General features: G+C 33.7%; 18 protein-coding genes and 1 riboswitch. Of the genes, 16 read left to right on the forward strand and 2 right to left on the reverse strand.

Annotation, left to right across the window (positions count from 1 at the left end; translation table 11 throughout):
- The 3 genes from MKY81_RS07985 to MKY81_RS07995 are packed head-to-tail and all read left to right on the forward strand — an operon-like array spanning nucleotide 1 to nucleotide 3,990.
- Entirely contained in the window at nucleotides 1-1,212 is a 1,212-nt protein-coding gene (locus MKY81_RS07985) for a nucleotidyltransferase family protein (RefSeq protein WP_341117432.1), read from the forward strand.
- Nucleotides 1,202-2,425, forward strand: coding sequence for a M16 family metallopeptidase (locus MKY81_RS07990; RefSeq protein ID WP_341117435.1), 1,224 nt, complete (start codon nucleotides 1,202-1,204; stop codon nucleotides 2,423-2,425). Before MKY81_RS07985 ends, MKY81_RS07990 begins: the two co-directional genes overlap by 11 nt.
- Before the next feature lie 50 nt (nucleotides 2,426-2,475).
- Nucleotides 2,476-3,990, forward strand: coding sequence for a GMC family oxidoreductase (locus MKY81_RS07995; protein WP_341117438.1), 1,515 nt, complete (start codon nucleotides 2,476-2,478; stop codon nucleotides 3,988-3,990).
- 824 nt (nucleotides 3,991-4,814) lie between these two features.
- Here MKY81_RS07995 and MKY81_RS08000 read toward each other — a convergent pair.
- Both MKY81_RS08000 and MKY81_RS08005 read right to left on the reverse strand, forming a co-directional pair.
- Nucleotides 4,815-4,949: a hypothetical protein gene (locus tag MKY81_RS08000; protein WP_341117440.1), complete on the reverse strand. Its 135-nt coding sequence runs from the start codon at nucleotides 4,947-4,949 to the stop codon at nucleotides 4,815-4,817.
- A gap of 262 nt (nucleotides 4,950-5,211) precedes the next feature.
- Entirely contained in the window at nucleotides 5,212-5,697 is a 486-nt protein-coding gene (locus MKY81_RS08005; protein ID WP_341117441.1) for a QueT transporter family protein, read from the reverse strand.
- An 8-nt stretch (nucleotides 5,698-5,705) separates the two neighbouring features.
- Nucleotides 5,706-5,750, reverse strand: a riboswitch (PreQ1 riboswitch).
- Between the two features lie 88 nt (nucleotides 5,751-5,838).
- Here MKY81_RS08005 and MKY81_RS08010 point away from each other — a divergent pair.
- The 13 genes from MKY81_RS08010 (at nucleotide 5,839) to MKY81_RS08070 (ending at nucleotide 16,591) form a co-directional block, all read left to right on the forward strand.
- Nucleotides 5,839-6,147: an MGMT family protein gene (locus tag MKY81_RS08010; protein ID WP_066235921.1), complete on the forward strand. Its 309-nt coding sequence runs from the start codon at nucleotides 5,839-5,841 to the stop codon at nucleotides 6,145-6,147.
- 226 nt (nucleotides 6,148-6,373) lie between these two features.
- Nucleotides 6,374-8,419 carry a BglG family transcription antiterminator gene (locus MKY81_RS08015; protein WP_108072477.1) on the forward strand — a complete coding sequence of 682 codons (2,046 nt, stop codon included), beginning with the start codon at nucleotides 6,374-6,376 and terminating at the stop codon, nucleotides 8,417-8,419.
- A gap of 29 nt (nucleotides 8,420-8,448) precedes the next feature.
- A complete protein-coding gene (locus tag MKY81_RS08020) occupies nucleotides 8,449-8,919 on the forward strand; it encodes a PTS sugar transporter subunit IIA (protein WP_066235917.1) in 471 nt (156 codons plus the stop codon).
- A gap of 12 nt (nucleotides 8,920-8,931) precedes the next feature.
- Nucleotides 8,932-9,210, forward strand: a complete 279-nt coding sequence (locus tag MKY81_RS08025; RefSeq protein ID WP_066235915.1) for a PTS sugar transporter subunit IIB — start codon at nucleotides 8,932-8,934, stop codon at nucleotides 9,208-9,210.
- A 105-nt stretch (nucleotides 9,211-9,315) separates the two neighbouring features.
- Nucleotides 9,316-9,597, forward strand: coding sequence for a PTS sugar transporter subunit IIB (locus MKY81_RS08030; protein WP_066235913.1), 282 nt, complete (start codon nucleotides 9,316-9,318; stop codon nucleotides 9,595-9,597).
- A gap of 50 nt (nucleotides 9,598-9,647) precedes the next feature.
- Complete coding sequence (locus tag MKY81_RS08035; protein WP_066235911.1) at nucleotides 9,648-10,919, forward strand: PTS galactitol transporter subunit IIC; 1,272 nt, start codon at nucleotides 9,648-9,650, stop codon at nucleotides 10,917-10,919.
- Between the two features lie 105 nt (nucleotides 10,920-11,024).
- Nucleotides 11,025-12,077, forward strand: a complete 1,053-nt coding sequence (locus tag MKY81_RS08040) for a galactitol-1-phosphate 5-dehydrogenase (protein WP_066235909.1) — start codon at nucleotides 11,025-11,027, stop codon at nucleotides 12,075-12,077.
- Nucleotide 12,078: 1 nt separating this feature from the next.
- Nucleotides 12,079-13,110 (forward strand): zinc-binding dehydrogenase, encoded by a 1,032-nt coding sequence (locus MKY81_RS08045; protein ID WP_066235907.1) that lies wholly within the window; start codon nucleotides 12,079-12,081, stop codon nucleotides 13,108-13,110.
- Between the two features lie 93 nt (nucleotides 13,111-13,203).
- Nucleotides 13,204-13,314 (forward strand): transaldolase family protein, encoded by a 111-nt coding sequence (locus MKY81_RS08050; RefSeq protein WP_341117450.1) that lies wholly within the window; start codon nucleotides 13,204-13,206, stop codon nucleotides 13,312-13,314.
- A 32-nt stretch (nucleotides 13,315-13,346) separates the two neighbouring features.
- Nucleotides 13,347-13,571, forward strand: coding sequence for a hypothetical protein (locus MKY81_RS08055; RefSeq protein ID WP_341117453.1), 225 nt, complete (start codon nucleotides 13,347-13,349; stop codon nucleotides 13,569-13,571).
- Between the two features lie 4 nt (nucleotides 13,572-13,575).
- A complete protein-coding gene (locus tag MKY81_RS08060; protein WP_066236051.1) occupies nucleotides 13,576-14,253 on the forward strand; it encodes a ribulose-phosphate 3-epimerase in 678 nt (225 codons plus the stop codon).
- 273 nt (nucleotides 14,254-14,526) lie between these two features.
- Nucleotides 14,527-15,477, forward strand: a complete 951-nt coding sequence (locus MKY81_RS08065) for a DMT family transporter (RefSeq protein ID WP_108072483.1) — start codon at nucleotides 14,527-14,529, stop codon at nucleotides 15,475-15,477.
- 157 nt (nucleotides 15,478-15,634) lie between these two features.
- The gene (locus MKY81_RS08070) at nucleotides 15,635-16,591 is read left to right on the forward strand and encodes an endonuclease/exonuclease/phosphatase family protein (protein WP_341117457.1); all 957 of its coding nucleotides are present in this window, start codon (nucleotides 15,635-15,637) and stop codon (nucleotides 16,589-16,591) included.
- Nucleotides 16,592-16,642: the final 51 nt, after the last annotated feature.

Here is a 16,642-nt window from a genome sequence, read left to right on the forward strand (position 1 = left end):
ATGAGTATTGAAAGATTTCTATTTGATATAGCCACAAAAAGACATAGTGAAAATGACCTGGAATCATATGATAGAACTTCTATTATTAATTTAATAAAGAATCACCGTTTAATCGATCCTTTCTTAGATAGATATCCTGATTTTAAAATGCCAAATAATAATGAGGAAAATTCTATAATGATTAATGAGGGGAAGCTTAAAGAAATTAATAAGGTAATCTCAACCCTCAATAGATTGCAGGTGGACTACGTAGTATTAAAAGGTTTAGCAATGAGAAAATACTATCCAAGTCACATATCCCGTCAATCCGTAGATTTTGATTTTTTATTAAAAAATATAGAAAGTTTTTTTGAAATATATCCAATGTTAAAAGAGGAAGGTTATAAGCTTGATTATTTTCCTACTTTTTCGTTAGAAAAAGGCGAAGCCCGTGGGGTAATAGCAGTTTATAAAGAATTGAAAAGCGACAACCCTGTGTATATAGAATTTAATGTGGGGGGATTTCTTATATCAGAATGTACGTGGCTTACTGATGAAGGAATGTGGAGTCGAAGAAGATTATTTGAGTATCACTCAATGAAGTATTATATACCGAGTGATGAATGGAATCTTATAATACTGATTGCAGAAGCAGGAGGTAATAAATTTAATAGGCTAAGAGATGCGGTTGATTATTACTTTTTAACTAATAATAGCACTATCGATACAGGGTTTGTTAATAGTAAAATCAAAGAGTGGAAACTACATTTTCAGTATAAAAGATTAAAAAAGATGTTTAACCAAATATTAAGGTCAAGTTATAGCGATCCAAAAATAAAGTTTATTCATTTGATTAAGTATAGTTTTATGATGGAAATAAGACACGTAATTCCACTAACGTTAAAACGGTATGGTGGTAAATCGTTTTTAAAATTATATATTCACTATATTCGACTATTAGGAGAGTACTATTATCAACGGGATAAATGTTTAAAATTTGTAAAAAAGTTAGATTGGATTATTCCTGTTGATTTAAGGTTTAAAAATGGTATTCATGTGCACTTTGTTCCTATTTTAGAAAATACTAGTGATAATTGGAAATTCTATAAAGAAAATAATAATTATTTTGTTATATCCCCGGTAGGAAGTTTTTTGCTTAGTAATTATTGTCTATTTGAGGAAGATGAATTAGAAGAGGAGAAGGAGAAATTAATTGTAAAGGTTGGAGATTAGTATTTTTGTAGAATTAGAAAATGGGATTAAAGTTTATTATCAAGAAAATAAAAACAACTATTCTTTTATTACTAATTTATTCATACGCGCAGACGACCAAGGCTTTCCTGAGGGAATGAGTCATTTTGTTGAACATATTAATTTTAAAGGCATTGGAGATATAAGGAAATCTAAATTTCTTCAATATTTAGAAGGAAAGGGAATATCTATCAATGCTTTTACTAGTCAAGACTTTATTTGTTATGAGATGAAGGCTCTTTCAAATTCTAGTATCGAAGCATTTAAAATTCTAATTGAAATGATTTTCGATCCTAAATTTGATGATTCTGATGTTGAAAATGAAAAAAGTATTATTAAAGAAGAAATAAAATATGTAAATAACGAAATTGAATATTTAATAAAAACTGAGATGATGAAGTTATTATGGGGACCGGAAAGTCAAAGGGGAAGATCTGTTATTGGAACTGAAAGTACTATAGATATTATAGATGGTTCTAGTATTTCTAGGTTTATTAAAGAAAAGTTTACTACTTCCAATATATTTGTGAGCATATTCGGTAATTGTGATTTTGATAAAATCATGCTTAGTTTATCACAAATAAAGAAGAGAATCCATCATAATTCGGATTATTTATTAAGTAACAATATGAAAATAAATAGTTTGGAAAAAAAACGTATTTTTAATAAAACTATTAACCCAGAATTAGTTTACTCTTGTTTAGGTTATAGAATAGGGGATTGGAAAACAGAGGAAAGATGGATATATGACTTGATAAATTTATATTTGGGTGAAGGAATGAGTTCAAAACTTTTTCTTAGAACAAGGGAAGAACGTTCCTTTTTATACGAAGTATGGTCGAAACCTAATTTTTTTGAAGATGGTGTACAATTTTTAATTGGGTTTATTACTTCTCCGGAAAAGAAAAATAGAACATTCAATGAAATATTGAAGACGATTAAAAATTTCGACAAGAAAAAGGACCTAAATCTCAATATATTAAAAAAACGTTTGAAGGCAGATATTGTTTTTTCGTATGATAACCCCCAAGACATGGTTTTTGATATTGGTAGGAATTATATGTTATTTGGAAAGGTTTATGAACTTCAAACTATTTTAAATAAAATAGAGTTAATAACATTAGAGCAAGTATTCTGTGTAATGGAAAAGCTTTTTTTGAAAAATGAACCTTATTATATATCAATAGGTTATTAATATAAATTAGAGGGGAAAAATTATAAATAAAGCTTGTTTGAGGTGAAGTAGTGAGTAAAACATATGATGTTTGTGTTATTGGTAGTGGTGCAGCGGGTTCCATACTTAGTAAAGTACTCTGTAACAAAGGTGCCTCAGTTGCCATTATTGAACAGGGAGATTTTATCTCCCCGGGCACTAATTTAAATTCAATTATGGAAAATTCAGAGAAAGCATATGCACGTAATCTAGATGGAAAGATAAAGCTAAATGGTTATCCGTGGACAGCGATAGCTGTTGGTGGAGGAACTGTTTTCTATGGAGGAGTTTCTTTTAGATATAGAGATGTTGATTTCAATGCCAGAGATTACGTAGCACAGGATGCGTTAGATCCAATATGGCCAATAGGTTATCATGAATTGGATAGTTATTATAATAAAGTAGAAAAGATGTTGACTGTTTGTGGAGATACAACTGAAGACCCATTTTATCCAAAATACAGTACAGGAAAACTGCACCCTCCTCATTCATATAGTCAACAAGGAATTTTAATTAATGAAGCTGGAAAAAAATTAGGCTTAAATCCATTTCCTACACCGTTAGCAATTAACTCTAATGTTGATAATGGATTTCCGATTTGCGGGAATTTAACAAGCTGTACTGATTATGCATGTCCCGTTGGTGCAAAGGCAGATAGTTTTACAAGAATATTGAAACCGTTATTAAAAGATAATAAAGTATCCCTTTATACAAATACTAAAGCAATGGAAATTATCCAATGTAAACCTGATACAGTTGATTTAATAAAGTGTATAAATCTTAAAACTGGTGAAAATTTTGAAGTAAAGGCAAAGCATTTTGTTTTAGCATGTAACGCAATTCAGAGCTCTGCATTGGTTTTACGTTCTACTAACAAGTGGTGGCCAAATGGTATCGGTAATAAGCATGGACTAGTTGGTGCAGGATTAAGCTTTAAAGTTAGTGAGTTTGTATCAGGATGGGTAAATGAGCATCAATTTGATGAAGTAAAGCCATTACTAAAAGGACTATATTCAACTATATCTATTACAGATTATTATGTTGATGGAAATTGCCCCTCAGGATTAGGTGGATTAATCTATGAAACTAATCCTTGGTTTGATATACCTAGTAAAAATAAAGGAGTATTTGTACAATTAGAATGTATACTTGCTGATCAACCGATGGCTACAAATAGGGTGAAATTATCTAATAAAAAAAATGAATTGGGTTTACCTAGGATTCTAATTGATTACAAGACACATGAAGTAGATTCTCGGAGGTTATATTACATGAAAGAGCGTGCAAAAGAAATACTAAGGGCAATGGGAGCTAAAGACATAAGCTGTACACCATCAAATTATTATTTAGGAAGTGCACATTTACACGGAACTTGTAGGGCTGGTTCAGATGAAAGTTCCTCAGTAGTCAATAAATTCGGTAGATTTCACTCATTAGATAATTTATATGTAGCTGACGGATCCTTTATGCCTTTTGCAGGTGGTGTAAATCCTACATTAACAATACAAGCTAATGCAATGAGAATTGCAGATAATATTATAATTTAATAGTGGTGTCAATCTAAGTATGTTTTTATTTAGTTTTGTATTTTTATGTATTTGGGATGAACCTTAGGTTAAGTCTATGTTTTATAACTTATGGGATATCGTAATATTGTATTTATACTAGGTGTTTAAACCTACTTAATACATCAAATCTAAATAATCTACCCATCATTTATTTGGATTTGTTGACGAGTAAGAGTAATGTTGGTTGTGGGTCATTTAGTAGGAAGTAAATCGTTTAAATTTCAGGTGCAAGTACCTTGAAAGAGTCGTTTTCGAATTTATTCCCTAATTTTGGACATAAGTTAAATTGTTATTTTCCCACTATTCTAAAATTACGTTACGGTTTAATAATACGAACAATATGGTTAACATGGTGGTTCTGCGGACATGATTCACCTAATAAGAAGCCAACTATTGACCACCTCCAAACATGTTTCAGCGTGTAGGGGGCAATCTGTTTAGTATAGCTCCACCGGTGCTGTTCTCGAAAAAGAGTACCTTCTGCTAAGTCTTTTAAAAAGCAAAAATCCCTTGCTTTTTGTCCGAAATCTGGGATTTTATTCTGGTTAAAGATTTTTAGTTCCCTATAAACCCCCTATAGTCACAACTGGCTAGTTGTTATTCGCTTATTTTTATCAGGTGTGATTTTTTAGGGATTGACCGAAAAAAAGATTCAAGAGGGATATGGGGATATTTGAAGAATAAACAGTTGGCAAATTAGGCACGTTTCTCCTTGTTACTCATGTAAATATACAAAGTTTATCGATTTCAGGATTAGAATTTGAGTGAGTTTCCTCTGCTGCTTTATCATTCAACCATTCCGATTACTTGCATTGGAGTTCTTCCATAGTGGTAGGGTGGGGAATGCTCATTGGAGCATTAGTATCAGCTTCATCCGTCCACCTTGGAAATTCAGCTAATTCTCTTTGTCGGTATTTCTTTACAGTATCATTTGCCATTTGTGGAAAGTTAACCCATTTTTGCTGAAATATGAATGTGCATTCTGGTACAATAAATACATATATTCATGAAAGGGGCATGGATGATGAGCAAAAATGCGTTTTTTCAAATCGAATATAAACATACACTTTCAAAAGAATATGTAGATGCCATCAGTCATGCCCTTTTACGTTTAACTGAGAGAAATTTTTTTCTTTCAGCACTGCCATTAAAGAAAAACCTTCTAGTCTTAATAAGGGCTCTAACAGTAATCGCTCTTATTTATACTTGTTTTTCAAAATGGACGCGTTTGTTTAAGAAATAAAAGATTGGTGCCCCGATAGCCATGACTACAAATTCACCGATTGCGGTAGTTAGCCAGGTAATAAGAAAAGGAAGGTCAAGGGCTAGCTGCAGCTCATAAGCAATGATAAACATTGTAAAGGTGAACACAATAGTATTAACAATCATACGTCCCCATATATTTTTAATAAAATATGATACCCCAATCGTAATCAATAATGCAATAATTGATTGCCCCACACCATAAATTAGATCAAAATTCGGCATTGGTGATAGAAAGAAGTTCGCAAGAATGACTCCTAAAACAATTCCAAAAAAGTATTTTTTATTAAAAACGATTAAGTGGTTAAACATTTCCGGAATCCGGAATTGAATCGCCTTGAATCCGATCGGCTGGATAACAAGGGAAATTACAAAATACAATGCGGCAATAATCGCATTTACAACGAGTGTTTTTACTTTCATATATTTTTCTCTCCTTAGTTTTTTATCGTGGGATGGTTACGAACCACGTCTTTCAAAAATATTCAAGCTATTATAGTATAATATATATTACAATCACGTCAATCATTACTGCAAAACTAGTAGAAAAAGGAAAAGATGCATATGACTCCATTTACTTCACAAGTCATTTCAATTATTCAACATATCCCCGAAGGTAAAGTCATGACTTACGGACAAATTGCGACATTAGCGGGAAGTCCGAGGGCAGCGAGACAAGTCGTCCGCATCCTTCACTCAATGAGTAAAAAGCACCGACTACCATGGCATCGTGTGGTAAATGCGAAAGGCCAAATTGGCTTTACGGATGATGAATATTTTCAAATACAAAAATTTTCTCTTGAAAATGAAGGAATTGAATTCGGCTTGAATGATCGGATTGATCTTGGAAAGTATCGGTTTCATCCGAAATAATTATCAAGATAAAACAATATGAAATGTTTCGACAGGGCCTGTGCAACGATATGTACTGCACAGGTTATTGCATGCTCAATTGCCTCCTCTTAAGTTATTTAAATTTATGAAAAAATAATAATACATCATCACGTTGCACATTTTCCCTGCAACAAATGGTTATGAAAGCGCAACCAATAGCTTGATAATTTCTGATAAACTAAAAATATGTTAGGGGGAATCAATTATGTATTTAGATGAAAGGAGTAATTCTTTATTAAAAGAGGTTATTGGTAACCCCGAAATATCAAATGCAAGACTTGAGGAAAAGTATCAATTATCTCGAAGGCAAATTAGTTATAGCTTTAAGAAAATCAATGACTGGTTACTGGAAAAAAATTTTCCGGCCATTAAACGAACAAATAGTGGGAAGTTTATTGTGAATCCGGTATTAATCGAATTGTTTACTGAAACGATTGAACCATCTAAACAAAAATATATTCCTTCGGAAAAAGAAAGAGCAGTTCTAATTCTATTAATGATTTTAAGCAGTAATGAGGAATTATCATTAATACATTTTACCTCCGTAATGGAAGTGAGCAAAAACACCATACTGCGGGATCTGAAATCGGCTCAAAATATAGTCGCTAAATATGATTTAACAATTGTTTATTCGAGAGTAAAAGGCTATGATCTTTCGGGAACTGAATGGAACAAAAGAAAACTTTTAGTAGATGTTTTACAATCCGTATTTAGTATTTATAATGGTGAATCCTATATTGAACAAATAATTGAAATACAAGGGAAAGAGATTCAAAGGCTGAAAGCACAAATGGAAGAGGTTGAAACGAGACTTCATTTGAAATTTAGTGATGAAAGAATGAAACTTCTCCCTTATGTTATTGCTATTATTTCAAAAAGAATAAATAGAGGTAAGCTCGTATCTAATCCTTACCATATTGATTATGAAGAGTTATCTGATACAAAGGAATTTGAAGCGGCTGAAATCCTCATTCAGGATGGGAAAGATATTCCAAAGGCTGAACGTTTATTTCTAACGTTGCAGTTGCTAACATCAAATGTATTATCGTCACAATTTTTAACAAAAAATGAATTGCCACAATTCATCCAAGCATTGAGAGATAGTTTAGATCTTTTTGAGAAAAAAGCAGTTATCGTTTTAAAAGATAAAGATGCATTACTGGAAAGATTAGTTTTGCACATGAAACCGGCATATTATCGAATTAAATATCATTTAACGACCAATTATTCGATGATTGAGAAATTTAGTGAAGAATTTGATGCAATCCATTATATTGTCAAAGATTCAATTAAACCGCTGGAAGAATATATAGGATGTAGTATTCCTGAAAGTGAAGTTATGTTTATTACAATCTTCCTCGGTGGACATTTAATCAATAGTGGTGAAACAATTCAAATAAAGAAAAAGGCTGTCGTTGTTTGTCCAAATGGAGTATCTATATCAAAGTTGATGGAAAATACATTAAGAGGATTGTTTCCTGAAATTTATTTCTATAATGCACTATCTGTTCGTGAATTTGAAAATTTCAATAGAGAAATTGATATTGTCTTTTCTCCAGTACCTTTGCAAACAGACAAACAGCTTTTTATTGTTGAACGATTTATTACTGATTTTGAAAAAGTTCAGCTTCGCCAACGTGTAATGAAAACGATTTTTGGATTAAATTCATCCGTTATTAATGTGAATCAAATTGTGGATATTATTGGAAAGTATGCAAAAATTGAAGAAAAACAGGGATTAATTAATGCATTACAGGATTATTTTTCGATTCAAGAATCTGATCCAACTAAACAAAAGGCAGGATGTTATTTGTCTGATTTAATTACACCAGAAACGATGGTTATACGAGACCATGTGGATAGTTGGCATGACGCGATAAAAATCGCTTCGGAGCCACTTTTGAATAAAGGGGTTATTACAAAGCAATATGTGGATACCATGCTTGAGCAATATCCGACGATGTCTCCATATATTTTGCTTAGAATGAATATAGCGATCCCACATGCAAGTCCGGAAGATGGTGTTCGTTCAATAGGGATGAGTTTATTAAAAATAAATAATGGATTAGATGTAGGAGGCAATCAAAAAATTCATCTTGTAGTTGTTATTGCAGCAGTTGATAAAAATCAGCATTTTCAAGCATTAATGCAATTGATGAAGCTAGCTAGTACATCTGCAGATATCAAAAAAATGATACAAATGGATGCCCTAGATCAACTATATGAACTCATTCAAACCTATTCAAAATAAGCATGCAACATCAAGGAGGGGAAACGAAGATGACTTTAGGGCAATTCTTAAAAGATGATTTAATAAAAGTCAATTTAGAGTGTGAGAACAGGGAACAATTATTTGAAATACTGGCAAAAGAAGCATTGAAACAGGGGTATGTTACAGATCAATTTCTAACAAAAGTAATTGAAAGAGAATCCGTCTTCCCGACGGGATTATGTATGAATAATTATAATGTGGCCATTCCCCATACAGATCCTGAATTCGTTAAGGAACAATTTATTGCTGTGGCAACATTAAAAAAACCTGTGTCGTTTCAGCTTATGGATGACAAAACCAAAGAATCAGACGTTAACGTAGTATTAATGCTAGGCTTGAATGAACCGCATAGTCAATTAACAGTTTTACAACAAATCATGCAGATCATTCAAGACGGTAGCAAAATCGAGCAAATGTTATTAGCAAACAATATTGAAGATATTTATACGGTATTTAACCAAATGGAAGAAAACAATTAGGAGGAAATAATAATGAAAAAAACAGTACTTGTCGCTTGTGGAGCAGGAATCGCAACATCAACAGTGGTTTGTGAAAGAGTAGAAAATTTATTAAAGGATAATGGTATTAATGCCGAGGTTGTACAATGTAAAATTGCAGAGGTAGCTTCACGCCAAGATGGGGCTGATTTAATCGTATCAACAACAATCTTACCAACTACGTATAATATTCCTGCATTAACGGCAACAGCTTATATAACAGGAATAGGTATGGAAGCATTAGATCAAAAAATTATTGATCATTTAAAATAATAATCAATATTCTTCAGCGAAATGATTTACTTTAAAAACCAAGTAATTTAATTGATTTACTTTCATTTAAGAACAAATTAAATAATAACAATTGGAGTGAATGTCATGAAAAAATATACAGTATTAGTCGCTTGTGGGGCAGGAATCGCAACATCAACAGTGGTCTGTGAAAGAGTAGAAAACTTATTAAAAAATAACGGGGTGAATGCTGAGGTTGTACAATGTAAAATCGCAGAAGTTGCTTCTCGTCAAGAAAGCGCGGATTTAATCGTATCTACTACGATTCTACCAACAACTTACAATATTCCAGCACTTACAGCAACAGCCTATATCACGGGAATCGGAATGGAAGCGTTAGATCAAAAAATTCTCGACCATTTAAAGTGAAACACTGTTAGCAAAAATGAATTTTGTAGTTTACGAGATGGGGGTTAAGCATGGACAAACTATTATCCGGTGTACAGTACGTTTTAAATTTAGGACCTACTGTCATCTTACCAATTGCCATTTTAATTTTAGGATTAATTTTTAGAGTAGGGTTTAGTAAAGCGTTTAAATCAGGAATTACCATTGGTATCGGGTTTGTTGGGATTAATTTAGTTATTGGTGTATTAACCGATAACTTAGGTCCAGCAGCACAAAAAATGGTTGAAAGATTCGGCTTGAATTTAACGATTATCGATACAGGTTGGCCATCTGCGGCTGCACTTTCTTGGGCTTCACCAGTTGCGGCGATCCTTATCCCAGTTTGTTTAATTGTAAATATTATTTTAATTCTATTGAAAGTGACAAAAACACTTGATATTGATATTTGGAACTATTGGCACTTTATTGCAGCTGGTGCAACAGGCTATATCATCACAGGAAGCTGGTGGTTTGCTATCCTTTGCGCAGTTATTTATGAAATCGCTGTCTTATTTGTTGCTGACAAAACAGCTCCAATGGTCCAAAAGTTCTATGGGCTTGAAGGTATTTCCATGCCAACAGGTTCTACTGCAGCTTTTGCTCCAATCGGAATTTTAATTGGTTGGTTAGTATCGAAAATCCCTGGTATCAAAAAATTAAATGCAAATCCAGAAAGTATTCAAAAACGTTTTGGTATTTTTGGAGAACCAATGATGATGGGATTGATTTTGGGGATTATTATTGGTCTTCTAGCAGGTTATGACATTGGCGGTATATTAAAAATTGGAATTTCGATGGCGGCAGTTATGCTACTAATGCCACGCATGGTAAAAATCCTAATGGAGGGTCTAATTCCAATTTCAGAAGCAGCACGTACATTTTTACAAAAACGTTACGGTGATCGTAAATTATATATCGGTCTGGATGCAGCACTTTCAGTAGGACATCCGGCAGTTATGTCAACAGCATTAATTCTCGTTCCTATTACATTATTCTTAGCTGTAATTTTACCAGGTAATAAAACCTTGCCATTTGGTGATCTAGCAACAATTCCTTTCTATATCGCTTTCGTTGTTGGATCACGCAGAGGAAATATCATTCATTCACTGATTGCAGGTACCGTCATGGTAGCATTAGCACTTTACATGGCTACTAATTTCGCCGGAGTACACACAGCAATGATGGAAGGTGCTCAATTTAAAATGCCAGAAGGTGCAACGAAGATTACAAGCTTAGATTTAGGTGGTAACTTGTTTAACTGGTTAATTTTGAAATTTTCACAAGCTTGGCACGCAATATTCTAATGAGTTTAAGACTATAAGGAAATCGACCTTCACGCCGATATCTTCTCTTTTACAAGATAGATCAGTGATCTATTAAACTAGTAATCTCTAAAAAGGAGGCACATCATGAAAGCTGCAGTTTTGCACTCAGAAAATGAAATTATTTATCAAGATATTGAAATTAGTGAATGTCAGCCAAATGAGGTGAAGGTGAAAGTCATGGCTGCCGGAATATGCGGATCAGATACACATAAAATGGTCAGCAAATGGAAATATCCGCTTCCTGCCATTATGGGTCATGAATTCGCAGGTTATGTTGTTGAAAAAGGAAAAGATGTCACGAATGTGGAGATTGGAGATCGTGTTGCAGCGATTCCTTTTATTCCTTGTAATGAATGTGAATATTGTCTGCGAGGTCAATTTTCTTTATGTGAAAATCATGGGATGATTGGATCAAAGTCATTTGGTGCTTTTGCTGAATTTGTGAACATTCCAGCAAAAAACGTATTACCAATTGGTGAAATGAGCTTTGAAGATGCAGCGATGATTGAACCTTCAGCAGTTTCTTTACATGGGGTTTTAAATATTCATCCTCAGCTTGGAGATGTAGTCGCCGTATTTGGTGTGGGAACAATCGGGATTCTTGCCATTCAATGGCTTCGTGTAGCAGGAGTGAAAGAAATCATTGCGATCGATATATCCGATAAAAAACTGCAGGATGCAATGGATTTGGGCTGTGAAAAGTCTATCAATCCATTAAAAGAAGATTTGATCAAAAAAATTTATGAATATACAAATGGATTAGGAGTAGATATCGCTTTTGAATGTGCGGGGTCAAAAATTACCCAAGAACAATGCTTACTAATTACTCGCAAACAAGGGAAAGTAGGTTACCTGGGAATTGCTTATTCTGATGTCACCCTTTCTGAAAAAGCTTTCGAAAATATTTTTAGAAGAGAATTAACGTTAAAAGGATTTTGGAATTCCTATTCTGCACCATTCCCAGGAAAAGAATGGATGAATACGATCGAGTTTGTTCAACAAGGAAAAATCAAATTAAAAGAATTAGTTTCTCATCGCTATAAATTAGAAGATACCCAAAAAGCATTTAACATGATGATTAATCGTGAAGAAGAATACAACAAAGTAATGATTATCCCTAATGAGGAGTTAGAATAAAATGAAATCAGTAATGAAACTGGATCAAGGATATGACCAAATGTCCTTAGAACATATAGATGAACCACAAGCATATGATGATAAAGTGAAAATAAAAGTAGCATATACAGGGATTTGTGGCTCAGATATTCATACATTTAAAGGGGAATATAAAAATCCAACAACACCGGTTACACTCGGACACGAATTTTCCGGCGTAGTTGTTGAAATTGGTAAAGATGTCAAACATATAAAAGTTGGTGACAGGGTAACAAGTGAAACAACCTTTACAACTTGTGGGGAATGCGAATATTGTTTATCAAAAGATTATAATCTTTGCTCAAACCGAAAAGGGATTGGTACACAGGTTAATGGAAGTATGTCTGAATACGTCGTTTCTCGTGAAGAAAGTGTACATGTTTTATCTGATAAAATCAGCTTGTTATCTGCGGCTTTAACGGAGCCATTAGCATGCTGTGTCCATGCTGCATTAGAAAAAACCACTGTTACGAAAGACGACAAAGTACTAATTTTTGGACCTGGACCAATCGGTTTGTTACTTCTTCAAGTGGTTAAAGCCCAAGGGGCATTTGCGATTATGTCTGGGATTACAAAAGATGCACAGCGCTTAGAATTAGCAAAATCCTTAGGTGCTGATGTTATTGTTGATTCCCTTCAAGAAAATTTAGAGGAAGTTGTGTTACAGCATACAAACGGGTATGGTGTAGATAAAGTGTTTGAATGCTCCGGTGCAGTACCTGCTTTAAATCAAGGACTTCCATTAGTGAAGAAAAAAGGAACGTTTGTCCAAGTCGGTCTATTTGCAAATAAAACGAATCCGATAGATCAAGAATCTATTATTCAACGAGAGATTACGTATATCGGTTCCCGTTCCCAAAAACCAAGCTCTTGGAAAATTGCATTAAAGCTTTTAGAAGAAAATAAAATTGCAACTGATAAAATGGTTACCAAAACCGTTTCACTAGATGAGTGGCGACAAGGCTTTGAAGCAGCTATGTCTGGAGAAGAAATTAAAGTGATGATTCAGTCATAAAGTAACAAACTAATTGTTTCATATAAAAGTAGTATACCCGCAAGTTATATTTGGCTTGCGGGTTTATTCATCATTGATATAGGAGGTCTCCATATGTATCTTGATACTGCAAATATTAATGAAATTACGGAAGCTTTTTCTCTTGGAATAATGAAAGGTGTGACAACAAACCCTTCGATTCTTTTAACAGAAGGAAATCGATAATTAAAGAAATTCTTGATAAAACTGATGGAACTGTGTTTGTTCAAACGGTCGGAGAAACATACGAGGAAATGTATAATGACTGCCAGGAAATTCGTACATATGATCAAACAAAAATTGGAATAAAAATTCCCGCTACCTTTGAAGGATTAAAAGTAATCATGCAATTAAAAAATATGCTTAATAAACCTTTAACCGCTTCTAGTCTGGAAAAGTTTAATGAAGATGGGGAATTATTAAATGAAGGGACAAGAGGGTGATCAAATGAAACTAGTTGCAGCCTCTATTATGTGTGCCAATCAACTACAGTTAAAAAGCCAACTTGAAGAATTAGAACAGGCAAATGTCGATATGTTACATTGTGATGTGATGGACGGAGTGTTTGTGAATAATCTAGCCATGGGTCCATATGTTCTGGAAGAAATCAAACAAAAAACGAGAATCCCTCTTGATATTCATTTAGCGACCATCAATCCTAGTAAATACATTGATATGTTTGCTCCAATTCAACCAGAATATCTCTCCTTTCATGTCGAAGCAAGTGAGGATATTCATAGGGATTTAGCTAAACTGAAGGAGTATGGAATTAAACCATCATTAGCCCTAAGCCCACAAAGTCCGATTGAAATGATCACACCTTATTTAGAAGATGTATCAATGATTTTGATGATGACCGTTAACCCAGGATTCGCTGGACAACCGTTTAATTATCATGTGTTAAAAAAGATGGATGAATTAAATAAAATTCTGAACAAAATCAAGAACCGGCCACTAATTGAGGTAGATGGAAACATTAACAAAGAAACAATTCCACATCTGCTAAAAAGAGGAGCTAATGTATATGTTTTAGGGACATCTGCATTGTTCAACCACCAGACTGGAAGTTTTACTAATAAAGTTGATTCGATCAGAGCAATATTTAATAATACAAATGTTAATTAACAGAATGTCAATGAAATGTAGTTACTTTAATGTAATGCATCGATAAAAGAATATTTCCATTGCTCCAAAAAAATTGCGAATACAAAAACGCGAATAACTCCATTTACATAAATGGGGGTAATTGCGTTTAATTCTTCTCTCCTGGGGAGATAGTGAAGAACAAAAATAACTAAGAAATATTTGAATTTTTGATATAATGATAGAAAATTATGATAATGTAAAAAAGTGTTTTACCGTTTATCACCACTAATAAAAGGGATTAGAGGAGAAAACATGAACATAGAAGGTAAATCTTATACTAGAACGAAAGGAATCGTACTAGTCCTAACTGGTGCTTCATTATGGGGGATTTCAGGGACTGTAGCACAGTTTCTTTTTCAAAAGCAAGGGTTTAGTCCGGAATGGTTAGTCGTAATCCGTTTATTATTATCCGGTGTAATTCTATTAGGAATAGCAGCAAAAAAGGAATCAAAAAGTATTTGTGGAATATGGAAGAACAAGTATGATATTTTTCGCATATTATTGTTTAGTATTCTTGGGATGCTAGCGGTCCAGTATACATATTTTGCGGCGATTAAAGAATCGAATGCTGCAACAGCTACTGTTTTGCAATATTTAGCACCGGTTTTAATTTCTTGTTACCTAGCAATGAAATCGAAAAGGCTGCCAACTTTTAAGGAGATGGCAGCGGTAATTTTAGCCTTGTTAGGTACGATTCTTCTTGTTACACATGGCAATATTCAAAGCTTATCAATTTCTGGATTGGCATTGTTTTGGGGATTAGCTTCAGCTATTGCCTTGGCATTTTATACATTACAGCCTCATCAATTGCTTGCTAGTTGGGGATCAACAATCGTTGTGGGATGGGGAATGCTGATCGGAGGAGTAAGTTTTAGTTTTATCCATCCACCTTGGAAGTTTGAAGGCCATTGGTCATTTAACGCATTTTTTGCAGTAGCGTTTATTGTCTTGTTTGGAACACTCATTGCTTTTTATAGTTATTTAGAAAGTTTAAAGTATATCAGCGCATCCGAGACGAGCCTTCTAGCTTGTATTGAGCCATTGGCAGCAGCTGTTCTATCAATTGTTTGGCTGCATGTTGCTTTTGGTGTTGTCGATTGGTTAGGTTCATTTTGTATTATTAGTACAATCATTATTTTATCGACGGTTAAAACAGATAAGGTAAACATTATAGAAAATAAGGAAGAGAACATATCATTATAAACAAAAGGGCTGTTCCCCATATTACACTTTTACAATCCGACTTGCTGTAGTTGTACTTAGTTTCTTCTCGAATTGTTCATTTTAGAAAAAATTCGTAGCCATTCAACGACACCTTTCATTTACTATATGGAGTGTGTTAATGATTGGAGGTGAAAAGATGAAAATATGGGATGGTTTTCATCTTTCGATTCTCACATGGAATCTATATATGGGTGTAGAATTACCACCGTTATTTACTTCAACACGAGAGAAAATTCCCAATCTTGTGTCAAAGGTGTATCGGCAATTCCTTGCAACGAACCTCCCTATTCGTGTAAAAGCAATCGCCCGTGAGATTGCCGGAAAGAAACCAGATCTTATTGGTCTGCAAGAAGCGGTATGGTGGCAATTAATTATCCCCAATTATCGAAAAGTCACTTATGATTTTGTTCAATTATTATTGATTGAATTGAAAAAAAGAGGTTTAGATTATGAAGTAGCTATTCAAAACAAAAATACATCCGTCGAGCTTCCAGATAACAATGGAAATCTTGTACGTTTATTAGATAGGGATGTCATTTTAGTTCGTAAAGGCTATCGATTAACGATAAATAAAAGAATGGCTAAAAATTTCAAAACAAATCTTATCGTTCAAATAGCAGGTCAGCAAATTGAAATTTTACGAGGATGGTCCTCAATCGACATACAGCTGGAGGGACAGAACATCAGGATGATAAATACGCATTTAGATACGAATTCCGATATTCAAATGTACCAAGCAAAAGAAATTTTAGAGGGTCCAGCTAATACAAATCTTCCTTTAATCGTAACAGGAGATTTGAATTCGAATGCACATAATTATGATACACCTACTTATAAGCGCTTTATTGATGTCGGATTTCAAGATGCATGGGAAGAAAGTGGTAATGGAGCGGGAAATACGTGTTGTCAAGATCCAGACTTATTAAATAATGTTTCGAATTTAACGAGCCGCATTGATTTTATTTTATTTAAAAATGGTTGGGAATCAATACAGGCAGAGACTGTCGGAGATACGCCTAATAGTCGATCGTATTCGGGGCTTTGGCCATCCGACCATGCGGGAGTATTTTCGAAGTTGCTATTAAAAAAATAGAGTGAATCTTAGAAAACCCATCATAAACGATGGGTTTTAATTGTATGTAAA

Source organism: Heyndrickxia sp. FSL W8-0423 (genome assembly GCF_038009395.1).
GTDB classification, from domain to species: domain Bacteria; phylum Bacillota; class Bacilli; order Bacillales; family Bacillaceae_C; genus Heyndrickxia; species Heyndrickxia sporothermodurans.

Bases quoted from the DNA above. Each gene is read 5' to 3' on its own strand.
- MKY81_RS07985 (WP_341117432.1), top strand. From the start codon at position 1: ATGAGTATTGAAAGATTTCTATTTGATATAGCCACAAAAAGACATAGT.
- MKY81_RS08000 (WP_341117440.1), bottom strand. From the start codon at position 4,949: ATGGCAAATGATACTGTAAAGAAATACCGACAAAGAGAATTAGCTGAA.
- MKY81_RS08005 (WP_341117441.1), bottom strand. From the start codon at position 5,697: ATGAAAGTAAAAACACTCGTTGTAAATGCGATTATTGCCGCATTGTAT.
- MKY81_RS08010 (WP_066235921.1), top strand. From the start codon at position 5,839: ATGACTCCATTTACTTCACAAGTCATTTCAATTATTCAACATATCCCC.
- MKY81_RS08015 (WP_108072477.1), top strand. From the start codon at position 6,374: ATGTATTTAGATGAAAGGAGTAATTCTTTATTAAAAGAGGTTATTGGT.
- MKY81_RS08020 (WP_066235917.1), top strand. From the start codon at position 8,449: ATGACTTTAGGGCAATTCTTAAAAGATGATTTAATAAAAGTCAATTTA.
- MKY81_RS08025 (WP_066235915.1), top strand. From the start codon at position 8,932: ATGAAAAAAACAGTACTTGTCGCTTGTGGAGCAGGAATCGCAACATCA.
- MKY81_RS08030 (WP_066235913.1), top strand. From the start codon at position 9,316: ATGAAAAAATATACAGTATTAGTCGCTTGTGGGGCAGGAATCGCAACA.
- MKY81_RS08035 (WP_066235911.1), top strand. From the start codon at position 9,648: ATGGACAAACTATTATCCGGTGTACAGTACGTTTTAAATTTAGGACCT.
- MKY81_RS08040 (WP_066235909.1), top strand. From the start codon at position 11,025: ATGAAAGCTGCAGTTTTGCACTCAGAAAATGAAATTATTTATCAAGAT.
- MKY81_RS08045 (WP_066235907.1), top strand. From the start codon at position 12,079: ATGAAATCAGTAATGAAACTGGATCAAGGATATGACCAAATGTCCTTA.
- MKY81_RS08050 (WP_341117450.1), top strand. From the start codon at position 13,204: ATGTATCTTGATACTGCAAATATTAATGAAATTACGGAAGCTTTTTCT.
- MKY81_RS08060 (WP_066236051.1), top strand. From the start codon at position 13,576: ATGAAACTAGTTGCAGCCTCTATTATGTGTGCCAATCAACTACAGTTA.
- MKY81_RS08065 (WP_108072483.1), top strand. From the start codon at position 14,527: ATGAACATAGAAGGTAAATCTTATACTAGAACGAAAGGAATCGTACTA.
- MKY81_RS08070 (WP_341117457.1), top strand. From the start codon at position 15,635: ATGAAAATATGGGATGGTTTTCATCTTTCGATTCTCACATGGAATCTA.